Here is a 16,558-nt window from a genome sequence, read left to right on the forward strand (position 1 = left end):
GCTACTTCACTTTAGCACTACTAATTATCAGAAATTGTTGCCAGTGAGGCAGCTGTAATCGCTAACTGAGAAGCGATACTAGTAACACTCTGAGTTAACGCCAACCAATCAACTGGTCTCGCATCTCGAGGAACAATGATTGTCGACCCTGGAGGAATATTAGTAGGCTTATAATTCCACCATGATGCCTGTAAGCTACGAGCACTGCCATTTGGCAAAACAATAAACACACGATCTTCATCCGCCGACTCACTATATCCACCAGACTGATCCAAATAATCAATGGCATTCTGCTCTGGGTCGAACAATAAAGTACCAGGATTAAGAACCTGACCAACCACAGAAACAGTCCTTGTACGCTTAGGCATAAACAAGGTATCACCGACTTCTAATTTAATATCCAGTTCAGGTCGAACATCTAAAATAGAAGGATCAGCCTCTACAACAATACGCCCAAGCGCTTCTGTTTCCTCGAGCTCCGAAGTCAAACTTTGCAACATGGCAATCCCATCTGCCCCGCCTGCAGATTTAAAGGTTCCACTGGCAATCGCAGTAAACAATGCACTATTCAACTCTTCAGCAGCACGTTTAAAAGCTTTTTGTTCCAACTTACGAGTACTTTCTCTGGTAAATACCGCCCCATAAGGATACGCATCTTTAGTCAAACCACCAGCACGAGTAATAAGTTGAGACAACGTCTCCCCTTTCCTAAAACTATATACACCTGGATACACAAACTCACCAGCAAGCTTAACTACACCTTTTTCAACTTGAGTTTCTTTCGGCCGAACACTGATAATATCGCCAGGAAAAGCCTGATGAGAGCCAACAACTAAGTCTAGATTTCTAAAAATCTGTCCATTACTAGCTGTATTACGTACGCTTGCAATTTCAACTATTGATAAATCACCATCTTGAGTTATCCCCCCCAAAGCCTCGATCATAAAAGCAGCATCCACAGGCTCAGCTAATGGATACAAACCTGGTTCTCGAGACTCTCCCTGAACTGCAACCACATATTCCATTAGCATTGGCAATAAATATGGATATTCCTCATAGATATCAGGGCATTGCATTACATTTTTTAAAGAAACCTGTTCTGCTGTTGATTGAGTTGCAATAGCTCGCTTAATACGGCTACCACCTTCACTGTTAACTACTTCAGCCAGCTGAATTAACCCCTTGCACAAGCCAGTAATCGCATCTTTAGATTCTTGAGAGATAAAGTCTGAGTCATCAATATTTTGGTAAGAAGAAACCTGAGATCTAACCTGGGCAGGCATAACGCCCTGCTGCTTCTTTTTCAAAAGAGCATCGGTTTGCTCTTGCAATTGCTTCGTAACCAAGATGCCATCAGATTTCAACCTCAACGAAGATGGCTCCTCACCATTTAAAACATCATGAATGTCTGCAGAAGAAAGATACCCAATATGACTTTCATCAAAGAAAAATACACGATCACCCGGCTGCAAAGACAAATCATCTGAATTAACCAAAACTCGATAAGGCAAAAATGTTTTAAAACTTCTATTTTTAGTCTGAGGATCTACTCGTTCAATAACACCAAATAAATTATACGGCTCGCTCTCAGAACGCTGATAACCTTTTGCAGTTTCAAAAAGATCTGATAGATTCATACCTTTTAGATATGGATATGTACCAGGATTTGTTACCGCTCCCTGCACCTCAACCAGCAAAGGCAACTCGAAGGCACTTGATTGATATTTAAGTTCTGTCGTAATCGGCTCTAGCTGTTCCGAACGACTAGAATCCAGCGACAATACAGTCAACTCATCTCTTGGCTGAAGTTCAATATTATGAGGACTTAAAAAGTCAAAAATGATAGGAACTAAATTAACGGAGTAAAACTCAATAGAACGGCTTTCAGGATTTATTCTTTTAAGCAGAACATACCTAAGATCCACCTGATCCTCAAACACTGATATATCACCTAACACATCAGAAACTCTCAAGCCTTTACGCCATTGGTATTGACGTTCACGCTTTACATGCCCTTGTATTGTTACCACCTGTTCGAAGTGATCAATTACAGAGTAAGCTATTAATTTATCGCCAGACTTCACTTTTGTCTCAAGACTTACGAGTTTAGAGGTATCTAAATCCAATAATTCTTGCTGCTTTCCATTTTTAATACGATGCAATTGAACATAACCCTGATCAGCCGTAGGTTTTAATCCTCCAGCAAGATCAATTACTTCTTGTAACCTTTGCTCATCTTTCAACTCATAAATCGCAGGGCGATTCACTTCCCCCGCAACAGATATAATCGAACCAACAGGTGGAATAAATACCGCATCCCCAGGCAAAAGTTTCAGATCTTTAGAAGTATCACCTTTTAGCAAAAAATCATACAAATCGAATTCAGTAACCACCTCACCATTACGTTTTAACTGAATTTTACGCAATGAACCACTCTCTTTGACACCGCCGCTAACCATAATTGCATGAGAGATGGTAGAAAGCGCACTCACGGTATAAGAGCCTGGCTGCCATGCATCCCCCAATACAAAAACCCGCATCGAGCGCAATTCCCCCATGGTAACAACTGCAGTTACTCCAATTTTTTGATTTTTAATTCTTGATAGTATTACCTCACGGGCATCTTTAAATTCCAACCCACCAACCCTAACCAATCCCAGATTTGGAATATTAATACTGCCATCACGATGAACAACTAATGAATGTTGAGCACTTACCTTCCCGAAAAGTGTGATTTCAAATTTATCGCCTGGGCCAATAATATATTCTTGAGGAACAGGTATGTCAGTAGCGGGGGCAAACGTGGTCGGAGATGAAGCAAACAAATCATACCCGAACGCTTTCAATTCAGAAAACGGATCATTTTTTCGTCTTTCATAATTTTCTCGTGCTTTATTAAGGTATATCTGACGAAGAATCGGGTCTTGAATTTCCATAGCTTGTATTAGCTCAAGCGTATAATCTCCACTATCAAGATCACCTGGCAAATGCTTAAGCAAAGACGAATCTAATTCTTGTCTTCCTAAAGCACCGTTTATAGGGTCAGCATTAGCCCTTTCTTGTGGAAGCCTTTTTTCAAATATCTTAGGCTGAACAAAATTTTCATTAGTTCCCGCGTCTTGATTTTGAATCATTTTCAAAGCTTTCTCTTGTTGATCTGCAGGAAGCGTACTGAAAAGAGCTTGATATTGAGGAGGTACCGAAGAGTTACTTGCAAAGGTCGGTAAGACTTTAAGAAACATTAAAAATATAAATAACGCATAACCAACCAACCGATGAAGATACATAACTTTCTATCCCTGAAACTTCATTAACTATATCTAAAAAGCCTAGATAACCATCTAGATCTCTTGTGAGCCGATAAATTTACACTGTTTCTTCTTAAGTAATCAATCTCGACCGCGAAGATTCTGTATTTTTTTACATTTTGATTGGAAATCAGCTATTTTTTGTGCTGTTATTAGCGTATTAAGGCACGGAGTGACCTTAATATTGGCCAATATTAACTTGTTAAAAAATAAGGAAAAAAGATGAAAAAATTAGTTGCTTCTATCTTCGCTGCTATGCTCGCACTCTCAACAGCAGCTGTTGCTGAAAGCGGGGGTTCTGCTGGTGGTGCAGCTGCTAGCGGCGGTGCAGGTGCTGGCGGTGCGGCTGGTGCGGCGGCTGGCGCTGCAGCAGCTGGTACTGCTGCTATCGGTGCAGCTGCTGTTGCAGTTGGTGCATCAGTTGCTGCAGCTTCCGATTCAGAAGAAACCAGCACTAGCATTACTACTTCAACTCAGTAATAGTTAGGTAGCAAAAAAACCCCGTTTTACGGGGTTTTTTTGCTTGTATCCATCTATCTGTATTCAGGTCACTACTTCTCTTCGGAGCGTTTAAACACCCACTCATTCGCAGTAGATTCTTCAGGTGCATACTGATACCCCTGATAGTTAAACTTCTTCAAATCTTCTGCTTTAGTGATCTGGTGATCCACCGCATAGCGCACCATCAAACCACGCGCCTTCTTGGCGTAGAAACTAATAATTTTGTATTTACCGTTTTTCTCGTCTTTAAAGACTGGTGTGATCAGCTTGCCTTTAAGCTTCTTGGTGTTAACTGACTTGAAGTATTCGGTTGAAGCAAGGTTCACCAACTCATCAGAGCCTTGAACCTCCAGCTGCTGATTAATGTAGTCCACATTATTGTCACCCCAGAATTCATAGAGGTTTTTACCTCGGCCGTTTTCTAGCTTGGTACCCATCTCAAGGCGATATGGACGAATTAAATCCAGTGGCTTAAGGATGCCATATAAGCCAGACAGAATACGAAGATGATTCTGAGTAAAGTCTAATTGTTCATCCGATAGTGTTGTAGCATCCAAGCCTGTGTATACATCACCTTTAAACGCCAACACAGCCTGTTTCACAGTTAGGCCTTCAAGTTGTGCTTGATCAAATGGCGCTTGCCACTCCTGGAATCGATTAGCATTCAGCTCACCCAGCTTTGCACTGATTTTCATTAACTCTGAAATATCGGTAGGAGACTTTTCTTTGAGTACATTAACCAACTCCGCCGAGTCTTCCAGAAACAAGGGCTGAGTAAATTTGTTAGTGGTTGGTTGTGTTTCGTAGTCCAGCGTCTTCGCTGGTGAGATCACCATTAACATTTTTGATCTTCCTATATGAAAATTCCAATATTCCAGACAAACAAAACCCGACCATTGAGATCGGGTTTCAATGTACAGGCAAGTTTACAAAACTAACGCCCGGATGTAAGGGAAAAACTTTTAATGAACATCATTAGTTTTTTCCATCACCTTTTTATTTTTTCTTAGTTGCTGCCTTTTTCTTAGCTGGTTTCTTAGTTTCAGTGTACGTCCATTTCTTTGTATCTTGATCAAAGAAGCCAGTCCAACCAGTAGCTTTACCCTCAGGCGTTTCCGTCATCAGATACTGTTGCTTGGTTTTACGACTAAAACGAATTTGAGCTTCATTACCATTCTCATCGTGTGTTTCCCCTTCCAACAAGAAATGATATTTAGGATCAATTTCAGGCTTATGAGGTAACAACTCCACAACTTTCGGAGCGCGCGTCTCACGATTTTTAGGGAACTGACTCGCCGCCAAGAACATCCCGGTAGCACCATCACGCAGAATATAGTGGTCATCAACCTTCTGACACTTCAATTCTGGCATAGGAACCGGGTCCATCTTCGGTGGTGCAGGCTCACCGTTTTTCAGAAGTTTACGGGTATTCTTACACTCTTCATTGGTACAACCGAAGTACTTACCGAAACGGCCGGTTTTGAGCTGCATCTCAGAGCCACACTTGTCGCACTCAATCACAGGCCCGTCATAGCCTTTGATCTTGAAAGTGCCTGCTTCCAATTTATATCCAGAACACGCCGGATTATTACCACAAATATGAAGCTTACGAGACTCATCAATGAGATAACTTTCCATCGCGTTATCACACACAGGGCAACGCTCTTTTTGACGAAGTGCCAGTGTTTCAGCTTCGTCCTGCTCACTTTCAGTACTACCTTCAACGACAGCAACCGCATCGTCTCCAGGTGCAAGATTAAGCGTCTTCTTACATTGCTCGTCTTTCTTAAGCGCATAACCAGAACACGCAAGGAAAACACCCGTTGTCGCATTGCGAATCAACATGTTTCGACCACAATCAGGACACTTGATATCCGTCTCTGTAGGATTGTTCGGACGCATCCCCTCTTCAGATTCAGCGTGAGACAACTTGGCTTTGAAGTCACCATAGAATTCATTAAGAAGCGCTTTCCACTCTTTAATGCCTTCAGCTACATCATCCAACTGCTCTTCCATACCCGCAGTAAAGCCATAATCCATCAGATTATTAAAGCTCTCCATCAGGCGATCGGTAACAATTTCGCCCATTTTTTCGGCGTAAAAGCGCTTATTCTCAAGACGGACGTAACCACGATCCTGAATAGTAGAGATAATAGAAGCGTAGGTTGACGGGCGACCAATACCTTGCTTTTCAAGTTCTTTAACAAGAGCAGCCTCACTGAAACGAGCAGCTGGCTTCGTAAAGTGTTGCTTCGCTTCTACGTTATTAAGATCTAGCTGATCACCTTGCTTCAAATCAGGAAGAGTTACATCGTCTTCTTTTTTAGCAATTTGCGGCATGACACGAGTGTAACCATCAAAACGAACCACTCGACCACGCGTTTTCAACTCGAATTCGTCTGCAGTCACGGTAATCGTGGTAGAAGTATACTCTGCTGGCACCATCTGACACGCTACAAACTGGCGCCAAATCAACTCATACAAACGCTGAGCATCACGCTCCATATCAGATAAAGAGGCGCCTGATCGATTCACATCAGAAGGACGAATCGCTTCGTGCGCTTCCTGTGCACCTTCTTTTGAAGAATAAGTATTTGGAGAATCGGGGAGATACTTATCGCCAAAATTTTCATCAATATAGCCACGACAAGCTTCCACAGCGTCTTTACTCAAGGCAGTCGAGTCAGTACGCATGTAAGTTATATAACCCGCCTCATAGAGTCTCTGAGCGAGCATCATGGTCTTTTTCACACCAAAACCAAGACGAGTACTCGCTGCCTGCTGCAACGTAGACGTAATAAAAGGTGCGCTCGGCTTAGACTTGGTTGGCTTATCTTCACGTTTGGCAACGCTGTAAGACGCCGATTCTAATTTAGCTACCGCCGCCTGAGCTTGCGCTTTATTTACAGGTCGGAAGTTTTCACCCGCCTGTTTGGCAACTTGGAATTTAATATTCTTATCACTGGCGTGATCAAGAAAAGAAAATGCTTCCCAGTACTCTTCCGGGTTAAAGGCTCGAATTTCACGTTCACGCTCTACCACCAAACGTACAGCGACCGATTGTACACGTCCTGCCGATAGTCCACGGGTGATTTTACTCCACAAAAGAGGAGAAACCATGAACCCCACTACCCGATCAAGAAAACGACGAGCTTGCTGTGCATTCACACGCGCCATATTCAAGTCATCAGGACGCTCAAATGCCTCTTGAATTGCAGACTTAGTAATTTCGTTGAACGTCACTCGACTAAAACGATCATCGTCTCCGCCTATCACTTCACGAAGGTGCCAAGCAATGGCCTCTCCTTCTCTATCCAAATCGGTTGCGAGATAGATATGATCGGCGCTTTTAGCTAATTTTTTTAACTCATCAACAACTTTTTCCTTACCTGGAAGTATCTGATACTTAGCAGACCAATCCTTTTCCGGATCAACCCCCATCTTTTCAATAAGCTGGGTATAAGCTTTCTGCTTCTTATATTCAGCTTTCGCTTCTGGTGCCATCTTCCGTGTTTTTGCTGCTTCAGCCGCTCTAGCCTTAGCATCCACTGGCTTCTTTGCGCCCGCGCCTGTTGGCAAATCTCGAATATGACCAACACTCGACTTCACCACAAAGTCATTACCTAAATACTTATTGATGGTCTTTGCCTTTGCAGGGGACTCCACAATTACCAAAGATTTCGCCATACGTTCCTTACTCGTCACCAAAAAAATGTCAGCGCAAATGCGACTGTAAAATTATTATTTTCCGAATATATAGGGGTAATTCTTCACAGGGTCAAGAAAAGTTTGTTCTCTTGAACCTTAATTTCAAAGACAAAAAAGCCGAGGAAAACCTCGGCTTTTCTGCAAATCAGGGCCTAAATTATAGGCGCTCCCATACGGTAGCAACACCCTGACCCATACCGATACACATAGTTGAAACACCTAGTGCACCGCCCTTCTGGTTCATGATATGAAGAAGGGTAGTAGAGATACGAGCACCTGAACAGCCTAGTGGGTGACCAAGAGCGATCGCACCACCGTTCAAGTTAATCTTCTCTTCTGCAACATCTTGCAACTTAAGATCTTTAACACATGGTAGAGACTGAGCTGCGAATGCTTCGTTAAGCTCCCAGAAGTCAATATCAGTAGTTTGTAGACCAGCACGCTTAAGTGCTTTCTTAGTTGCAGGAACAGGACCATAACCCATGATCGCAGCGTCACAGCCAGCAACAGCCATAGACTTGATACGAGCCATTGGCTCAAGACCAAGCTCTTTAGCACGCGCATAAGACATCATCAACATTGCTGACGCACCGTCAGAAAGCTGAGAAGACGTACCCGCAGTCACAGTACCACCTTTAGGGTTAAATACTGGCTTAAGCTTGCCTAGGCTCTCTGCAGTTGTTTCAGGACGAATAGTCTCGTCTTCAGTTACAAGAACTTTGAAACCATTCGCGTCATGACCTTCGATGCCAACGATTTCGTTCTTGAAACGACCTTCAACAGTAGCTTCGTGAGCTAGACGGTGAGAACGAGCACCGAACGCGTCTTGAGCTTCACGAGTAATACCGTGCATCTTACCTAGCATTTCAGCTGTAAGACCCATCATGTTAGATGCTTTTGCAGAGTACTTAGATGCTTCTGGGTTGTGGTCAAAGCCGTGTTGCATGTCCACGTGGCCCATGTGCTCAACACCACCAACAACGAATGCATCACCGTTGCCAGTCATGATGCCCTGTGCCGCAGTGTGGATTGCAGACATTGCAGAACCACAAAGACGGTTAACAGTCAAAGCACCAGCTTCTTTAGGCACAGAAGTCATCAAAGAAATTTGACGAGCAACGTTAAAGCCTTGTTCTTTAGTTTGGTTAACACAACCCCAGATTACGTCTTCAACGTCTGCTGGGTTAGCGTTAGGGTTACGCTCAAAAAGAGCGTTGATTAGTGCAGCAGATAGTGTTTCTGCACGAACGTTACGAAATACACCGCCCTTAGAGCGACCCATTGGCGTACGTACGCAGTCTACAACTACTACATCATTAGGATTGTAACCCATTGATTTTCTCCTATTGGTATCCTGGTCGTCTATTAGCCGAAGTACTTCTCGCCTTTCTTAGCCATATCACGCATCTTTTCAGTTGGGTGATATAGTTTGCCAAGATCAGCATACTTGTCAGCAATTTCACAGAACTTGTCTAGACCCATTGAGTCAATATAACGCAATGCGCCACCACGGAATGGAGGGAAACCAATACCGAAGATAAGACCCATATCTGCTTCAGCAGGATCTTCAACAATACCTTCTTCCAAGCAACGTACAGTTTCAATACACATTGGAACCATTACGCGCTCGATAATTTCTTCGTCAGAGAAGTCTTTCTCATCAGCAACTACGTCTTTGATCAAGCCATAAACAGACTCATCAACAACTTTCTTCTGCTTACCTTTGCGATCTAGCTCATAAGCGTAGAAACCTTTGTCGTTCTTCTGACCATAACGATCGTTTTCGAACAACACTTGCATCGCAGACTTATAGTCAGCCTTCATGCGGTCTGGGAAGCCTTCTGCCATAACTTCGTTAGCGTGAACAGCAGTGTCCATACCAACAACGTCAAGAAGATAAGCAGGACCCATTGGCCAACCGAATTTTTCCATTACCTTGTCAACTTTCTGGAAGTTTGCGCCATCACGCAATAGACCAGCAAAGCCACCGAAGTACGGGAACAATACACGGTTAACTAGGAAACCTGGGCAGTCATTAACAACAACAGGTGTTTTACCCATTGCTTGAGCGTAAGCAACAACCTTAGCAACTGCTTCGTCAGACGTCTTCTTACCACGAATGATTTCTACAAGAGGCATCATGTGTACTGGGTTGAAGAAGTGCATACCCAAGAAGTTTTCTGGACGCTTAAGGCCTTCAGCCAACAAATCAATAGAGATAGTTGACGTGTTAGAAGTAATGATAGTGTCTTCAGATACTAGACCTTCAACTTCTGCCAATACTGCTTTCTTAACTTTTGGATTCTCAACAACCGCTTCAACGATAACGTCAACGTCACCAAACTCAGAATAAGTTAGAGCTGGGATGATGTTGTTAAGAACTTTACCAGCTGCATCAGGCTTCATACGGCCTTTTTCAACGCGCTTAGCAAGAAGTTTGTTAGCCTCAGAAAGACCCAAGTCGATACCCGCTTGGTTGATATCTTTCATGATGATAGGCGTGCCTTTAAGTGCTGACTGGTAAGCGATACCGCCACCCATAATACCAGCACCAAGAACTGCAGCTTTCTTAACAGGCTCAGTCTTAGGCATTTCTTTCGCTTTCTTCTTCAACAACTGATCGTTCAAGAACAAACCGATTAGAGATTCAGCAATGCTTGTCTTCGCCATTTTAGCGAAGCCTTTTGCTTCAACTTCTAGAGCTTTATCGCGAGTCATACCAGCGTGCTTCTGCATCGCTTTAATCGCTTCAATAGGAGCTGGGTATTGGCCTTTAGTTTGGCCAGCAATGAAACCTTTAGCAGTTTCAAATACCATCATGCTTTCCATTGGGTTCAACTTAAGCTTGCCAGTCTTCTCTTCACGACGAGCTTTATAGTCGATTTCGCCTTCACAAGCGCGCTTAACTAGGTCAACAGCAGCATCCAATAGTTTCTCTGGAGCTACAACCGCGTCAACAGCACCTTCTTTCAATGCAACAGCAGCTTTCTTCTCTTTAGTTGCAGCGATCCACTCGATTGCGTTGTCCGCACCGATTAGACGAGGAAGACGAACAGTACCACCCCAACCTGGGTAGATACCTAGTTTAACTTCAGGCAAACCAACTTTTGCCTTTTCAGACATAACGCGATAATCACACGTCAGACAGATTTCAAAGCCACCACCAAGAGCGATGCCGTTAATTGCAGCAACCGTTGGGAAAGGTAGATCTTCAACTGAAGAGAAAATCTTGTTTACTTCGATGTTTGCCGCTACCAATTCTTCTTCTGGTAGTTTGAAAGTGTCAGTAAACTCGGTGATGTCCGCACCAACGATAAAGACATCTTTTGAACTTGACAGAACAAGACCTTTAACGCCGTTCTGACCCTGGATTGCTTCTACCGCAGCTTTCAAATCTTCAATAGTTTGACGGTTGAATTTGTTAACCGACTCACCTTCAAGATCGAAATTAAGCTGCAAAATGCCGCCTTCGATTTCTTTAACCGTGATGGCTTTACCTTCGTAAATCATCAACTGATCTCCACGCTATGTTTTAGCTATTTTTTGGTCGAAACTGGAAACAATTAGCAAATAAGTAACTAGTGAATTCCAGCATTCCTCTTTGCTGACCTCAACACACTGCTCTCAGCACCATGCCAAATCAGCTCCCTTGCCAGGGATTGATCAAGAACCCATAAACTGTTTATCAACTAAACAATTCATACGCTCGTTTGATTCTTAGTGCGCACACCATGAGTAAAAACGAAAGGAATGTCAATCCTTTCTTTAATCCGACAGAGAGTAAAAAATCTCCCGTAATTTGCCGAACCTTAGGTTTTTATTGACATATCAACCATTTACTTTGGTGTGTTATTTTTCCTCTAGGAAGCCTCATTCATAAGGTCATAAAAGGAAAAGACAAGCCTAACTTGCATACTTAGTGCTCAGCAAAGTGCACATCAGCATAGTAGACTGTCGAAATTTCATCCATGAGATAAAGAACCATTCATCTGAACAGAACTTTTCATTCATTGAAGATTGATATAAAACAAGCCGCCCCCATATCGAACCTTTAGGATTTTAAAAAGAACTCGGACATGATATCGCCCAAACGCATTGTTCAAACGTTATTGGATCACTGGCCAACCATTCAGACACTGATTGTCAGAAATGATTCAGGAAGTTTCAGTTTCCAAAATCTTCAGTCACTGATTCTGCACCACAATCCGGCCTACTCTTCGGAACAAAGTTTCAAGGAAGCCCAGCGATTACTTGCTAATGAGCTGATTATTCCACTTGCTAAATCCAGCGAGCTAGAACTTAATCTTCCAGTGCTCGAATTCGGCCAATTCTTATTGGATGAGCATTCCTTAGGACTCGCAGAAGAAGTTTCTGTTCTTCTGGATGACATGGACAGACTGACCACTCGTGTTCGTTTAGCATCCGAAGACAAAGATGCTTACGAAGTAAAGCGCAATCTGTACAGATTGGACGATCGTATCCGTAAGGTAATCAAGCATTTCCAACACAACGAAATTGCCATCGCCAATTTAGTAGAAGAGGCAAAATCACAGAAATCTTCCATTCCGCTCGAAAAACGTTACGCCTCTGTTTTGGATGCTTTTGATCAGTACATTGAGCCTATGCTGGATATGCTCGATATTTTCGGAAAGTTCCGCTTAACCTGCGACAAAATTGAAGATCTACTCTCAGGATTAATTGAAACCGCAGATACCCTCGGCCAAATGAAACGGGAACAACAAAGTTTCATTAATCTACGAAGCCGAGTATTAGAAGTATTTCAGCTTGGCCAACAAAGTTTGCGCCGATCCACAGATTTACTCATGCCGTTACGTGATGAATTGCGGAAAAACACGGAAGTTACACGAGCGGTGTCAAAAGTCTTGGCAAGCATTCGCAAGCAAGGTCTGAATCATCATATTCATAATGCCATGCCCGTTATCGCCACTGAAACAGCACGCCATAACTTAGGCCTTCACAGACACATTGTGAGCTATCTTGCCGACGTCATTGAAACCAAAGAAGACGATATTTTCCTACCGGATGATGATCAATTAGAACCGTACGAACCCATTGATGTGCCAGATTTCCGAGAAGTATTAGCCGAAACACCGTCCAAACAAACCGATGATTTTCTTGGCTGGTTAAAAGACAAGTATCAGGACATTCCTTCTGATGAGTTGCTGTACCTCTACCTACAACTGACCGACAGCGATCAAATCAACCTGTCTGATCACAGAGAGCGTCGAGAATACAGACTTAACAAGACTAGGCTGATTGCTTATTCACTTGGCGGTCATAAAGCAGGTAATGGCGCGAGCAATAATGAATCAACGACCGACTCTGCTCAGCCGGACATGGCCAAGAACTAATATAGCTAAGCACTAATACAGTACAAACATAAATACGGTACAAACCTATTTGATAAGGCTTTTTGCCTAACTCGCATACAGAGCGATTTATTTAGATTATGAACACGAATAATACAGACACGAACAACAATACCCTCGACATGCCAGAGAACCGTCAGCAAAGAGCTGCAACCACTGATTCTCTCGCAATGACAACAAATTCCAGCATTATCGACCTCAGCCAGCTCACGGCATTAACAACCATCTATCAAAAGTTGATGTCAGGTTTTCATATCACCGAAAACGATCTCATTCTGTGGCAATCTCTTGATCAGCATCTGACATCCTATCAAGTACTGTTTACCGGCTTAGGCTATAACCTTGTAAAAGACGCTCGGGGGTATTTCTATTTTTCGACACCTGACACCTCGGTGACAATGACCAAAACGTCCCGAAGAATCGCGCTTTTCCTGTATACATTAATTGAGTATTGGGCCGATCAAGGATACGACCCCGTTGCTGCACTTTTCGAACAGCCTATCAGTAAAGACACCTTAGAAAAGCTGTTCAACCACAACACTTCAGTGTTTGAACAAATTGACATCAACAATGCGGCCGATATCCGTAATGAAATCATCAAACGTATGGTTCGGCTAGGTTTCGCCAAAGAGTTTGGCAAAGAATATAAGCTGCTCGCGCCTTGCTATCGCTACATTGATGCAGTGATGGAGTTGTCAGACCAATTCTCAGCCTCAACCGATCCTTTAGACGACACGAGTTCAGACGACTCATTATTAGAAGATACGAACACTGACAGCACAACTGAGGGGAATTACTAATGCAACATGACAACACTCAGTATGGGTTGACCAAACTTGCGCTACTAAACACCGCGGGTTATTCCAAATGCGTTATTCCTCTGGATAAGCCGGTTTCTATCTGTGCACCGAACAACACCGGTAAATCCTCGGTAATTAATGCTCTCCAGTTTCCTTTGATTAACGACTTGCGACTCACCGAATGGGACGGTCACTCAATCGAAGAAACGCGAAAGTTCTATTTCTCTACGGATCGTTCTTTCATTCTATTAGAAGCCAACCTCCCCGAAGGTAAAGTAGTGATTGGTGTGGCAGGGCTCGGCCCGGTGGCAGGCTACGAGCATCAGTTTTTCACTTATCAAGGTGAACTGAATCTCGATGACTATTACGAAGATCGAAAGTTGCTGAAATACAGCAAGGTATTTATTGACCTCAACAACCGTGGTGCCAATCCAGTTGAACTTAAACCCAACGAATTGAATGCGTTATTGACTGGTGGCCCAACCAAATTTGATAGTCGCGTCAACCTACGCATGGTGCCACTCGCCAATAACAGTGACGCACCGATTTACAAAGAGATTTTCCGCAAGATCCTCAACTTGCACAACCTATCCGCTCAAGATGTTAAGCGCTTCATTCTTAAAGTCTTTGATCGCGCTATCAGCGCAGGCGCCATCGACTTTTATGAAGTATGGCAAACCTCTTTTGAACAAGTGAATCGTGCTCGCAAGCAGTTACAGTTATTAGAATCACAACAAGACGCTGTCGAAGCGCTCGAACAACTGCGCCAAAAACGAGGCGAACTCAAAGGCAAACTCAGTCACCTCCAACCAAAGATCGACATTGCATTAACTGAATGGGACGACTACATCCAGAGCAACCGAGATTCACTCAGTGAAGAACTGGAAAGCATCGTTCATCAGCAATCAGGCTTGGCAGAGCAAAACCAACTTTATACCAATCAGCTAAACCAAGTCGCCATTGACAGTGCCGACATGGAACGCTGGCTGATCGATTACGCCCGATTAGATCAAGAGTTTGCACTCACGAACCTTGAAACCCTCAGCAATCGATTAAGTGAAAGTCGAGCAGAATACGAAAGCCTTTCTCACGGTATTCAGGGTATCAAAGGGCAAAATTTATCGACCATTGTTTCCCGCCGTCGCGAAGTCAGCCGTCAACTAAAAACCCTTGAACGCCAACTGAAAAACATCGAATACAACTTGTATTCGCGCATTCGAGAAGACCTGTCCTTAAACGAAGTAGATCTGATCAGTCGACTGTTCAATCAAGACGTACTTAACCTCGCAACCACAGCGCAAGGTGACATCCAGATTGAAGATGAAGCCGCTTTCAGTGATTTTGTAGAACAGATCGCCAGCTCGATTACCGGAAACACCCTTAATCTGCCAGGCGCTAAGCTTGACCTGAGTGATCTTTCAGCACCAGACATGAGCACAACAGAAGACAAAGTAGCGCTGGCAGAACAAATCGAAGCGCTGAAATTGTCATTAGAGGAATTAGAAACGCAAGAAGAGATCGCCAAAGATCTGGAAAGCAAGCTGGCTGAGCGTGAAGTGCTTTATGAAGAACTGAAACACTCAGAAAAAGACCTTGAGCAATTCAAGCTCTACCAAGCATTGAGCGATCAATACGATGAGAAGCTGTCCCTGAAAGAACAACTGCTGGAAGAGAAAGCCATCATTGAAATTAAGCAACAAGACATCACCGCTCAGTCCACTCAATTGGCTGATAAGCGCAGTCAGATCAAGGTCAAACGCGAACAGCTGGAACGTCAACAACAACGTATGGCTGAATCCGCCAAACGCCGTATGGATGATCGTCTTGAACTGCGTCAGGGGTATGTGGTGCCGTTCCCGATGAACATCGACATCGACATGGATACCCTCAGCGATCAACTGGATCAGTTCAATGAGGAGTGTCGCGAACTCAACCTCACCAACTTAAACATCGAAAACAGCTACAAAATGGTGTTTAACTCTGGGGTAACCAAGTTTGATATTGAAGAAGACGAAGACACGCGTCTTGAGAAATTAATCTCTGCCTTCCATAACCTGGATAACGAACGAGAAGCCATTGAGCGCCAATCCCGAGTGGCTTTAACTGAAGTTGCGTCGACAATCAAAGGGCTCCGCCAGGACTTGGATCGCCTTAAAAATGAAATGAACAGCTTCAACCGAAAAGTGGGTAAAAACCACATTTCAAATCTGAAAGACTTCCGCATTGATATCATTGAGCGCAGCCATATTGTGGATGCAATCGATACCATTCTGGCGACGTCTGAATCTTACGAACAAGGCGATACCCTGTCCGTATTTGATATGGCGTTTTCAGACAGCAATCTATCCAATCAACAATTGGAAGATGCCAAAGACTATTTAATTAAAGCTGGTTCAGAGAAAGGCGGCCTGACGCTGTCTGATCTCTTCGATGTACGCTTTAAAGTTGTTAACCGCAACGACGAAACTGAGTTCTTTGACCGCATTGATTCTGCCGGCTCTAACGGAACCCGAATCACCATTAAACTGCTGTGTGGCATGCTCTTTATTCGTCAGCTACTGACCGAGAAAGAACAAGGTCGTTATCAAATCCCGATTTACATTGACGAAGCAGCGGATATTGACCCGGAGAACCAGAAGTCCATCATCGAAATGGCGGTGAGTTTTGGCTTCAACCCGGTTTTTGCCAGTGTGAAACCTCAGACGTCTTGTAATTACATCGTACCGATTCGAACCACTAAAGATGGCAAACTTAATTTAGTGGATCAAAAGGATTGGATTGAGTGCCTACACGAAGAAACGCAGTCCCAGGCACAAGAGTCAGCTGAAGACGCTTTAGCTTGATAACCTTA

Annotated in this window: 9 protein-coding genes; 4 read left to right on the forward strand and 5 right to left on the reverse strand. The window is 43.5% G+C overall.

All coding sequences use genetic code 11. The features are described 5' to 3' along the window. Window positions 1-20: 20 nt before the first annotated feature. A complete protein-coding gene (locus ACFOEK_RS04710; RefSeq protein WP_386716902.1) occupies window positions 21-3,287 on the reverse strand; it encodes an SLBB domain-containing protein in 3,267 nt (1,088 codons plus the stop codon). A 243-nt stretch (window positions 3,288-3,530) separates the two neighbouring features. Here ACFOEK_RS04710 and ACFOEK_RS04715 point away from each other — a divergent pair, with 243 nt between their 5' ends. After that, the gene (locus ACFOEK_RS04715) at window positions 3,531-3,788 is read left to right on the forward strand and encodes a hypothetical protein (RefSeq protein WP_386716905.1); all 258 of its coding nucleotides are present in this window, start codon (window positions 3,531-3,533) and stop codon (window positions 3,786-3,788) included. 71 nt (window positions 3,789-3,859) lie between these two features. On the opposite strand, the gene yaaA is transcribed toward ACFOEK_RS04715, so the two are convergent. From yaaA to fadB, 4 genes are all read right to left on the reverse strand, one after another. Next, the gene (gene yaaA, locus ACFOEK_RS04720; protein WP_386716908.1) at window positions 3,860-4,651 is read right to left on the reverse strand and encodes a peroxide stress protein YaaA; all 792 of its coding nucleotides are present in this window, start codon (window positions 4,649-4,651) and stop codon (window positions 3,860-3,862) included. Between the two features lie 154 nt (window positions 4,652-4,805). Further along, complete coding sequence (topA, locus tag ACFOEK_RS04725; RefSeq protein ID WP_386716911.1) at window positions 4,806-7,496, reverse strand: type I DNA topoisomerase; 2,691 nt, start codon at window positions 7,494-7,496, stop codon at window positions 4,806-4,808. Window positions 7,497-7,674: 178 nt separating this feature from the next. Beyond that, complete coding sequence (gene fadA, locus ACFOEK_RS04730) at window positions 7,675-8,850, reverse strand: acetyl-CoA C-acyltransferase FadA (RefSeq protein WP_386716914.1); 1,176 nt, start codon at window positions 8,848-8,850, stop codon at window positions 7,675-7,677. A 32-nt stretch (window positions 8,851-8,882) separates the two neighbouring features. Continuing rightward, on the reverse strand, window positions 8,883-11,027 hold the full coding sequence (gene fadB / locus ACFOEK_RS04735) for a fatty acid oxidation complex subunit alpha FadB (protein ID WP_386716918.1): 2,145 nt from the start codon (window positions 11,025-11,027) through the stop codon (window positions 8,883-8,885). Window positions 11,028-11,593: 566 nt separating this feature from the next. Between fadB and ACFOEK_RS04740 the strand changes: the two genes are divergently transcribed. The 3 genes from ACFOEK_RS04740 (at window position 11,594) to ACFOEK_RS04750 (ending at window position 16,550) form a co-directional block, all read left to right on the forward strand. Continuing rightward, window positions 11,594-12,889, forward strand: coding sequence for a hypothetical protein (locus ACFOEK_RS04740; protein ID WP_386716921.1), 1,296 nt, complete (start codon window positions 11,594-11,596; stop codon window positions 12,887-12,889). A gap of 98 nt (window positions 12,890-12,987) precedes the next feature. Beyond that, window positions 12,988-13,707, forward strand: a complete 720-nt coding sequence (locus tag ACFOEK_RS04745) for a condensin complex protein MksE (protein ID WP_386716924.1) — start codon at window positions 12,988-12,990, stop codon at window positions 13,705-13,707. Then, window positions 13,707-16,550, forward strand: a complete 2,844-nt coding sequence (locus ACFOEK_RS04750; protein WP_386716927.1) for a hypothetical protein — start codon at window positions 13,707-13,709, stop codon at window positions 16,548-16,550. The genes ACFOEK_RS04745 and ACFOEK_RS04750 overlap by 1 nt, the downstream gene beginning before the upstream one ends. Window positions 16,551-16,558: the final 8 nt, after the last annotated feature.

The organism is Litoribrevibacter euphylliae (assembly GCF_042646085.1).
GTDB lineage: Bacteria > Pseudomonadota > Gammaproteobacteria > Pseudomonadales > Litoribrevibacteraceae > Litoribrevibacter > Litoribrevibacter euphylliae.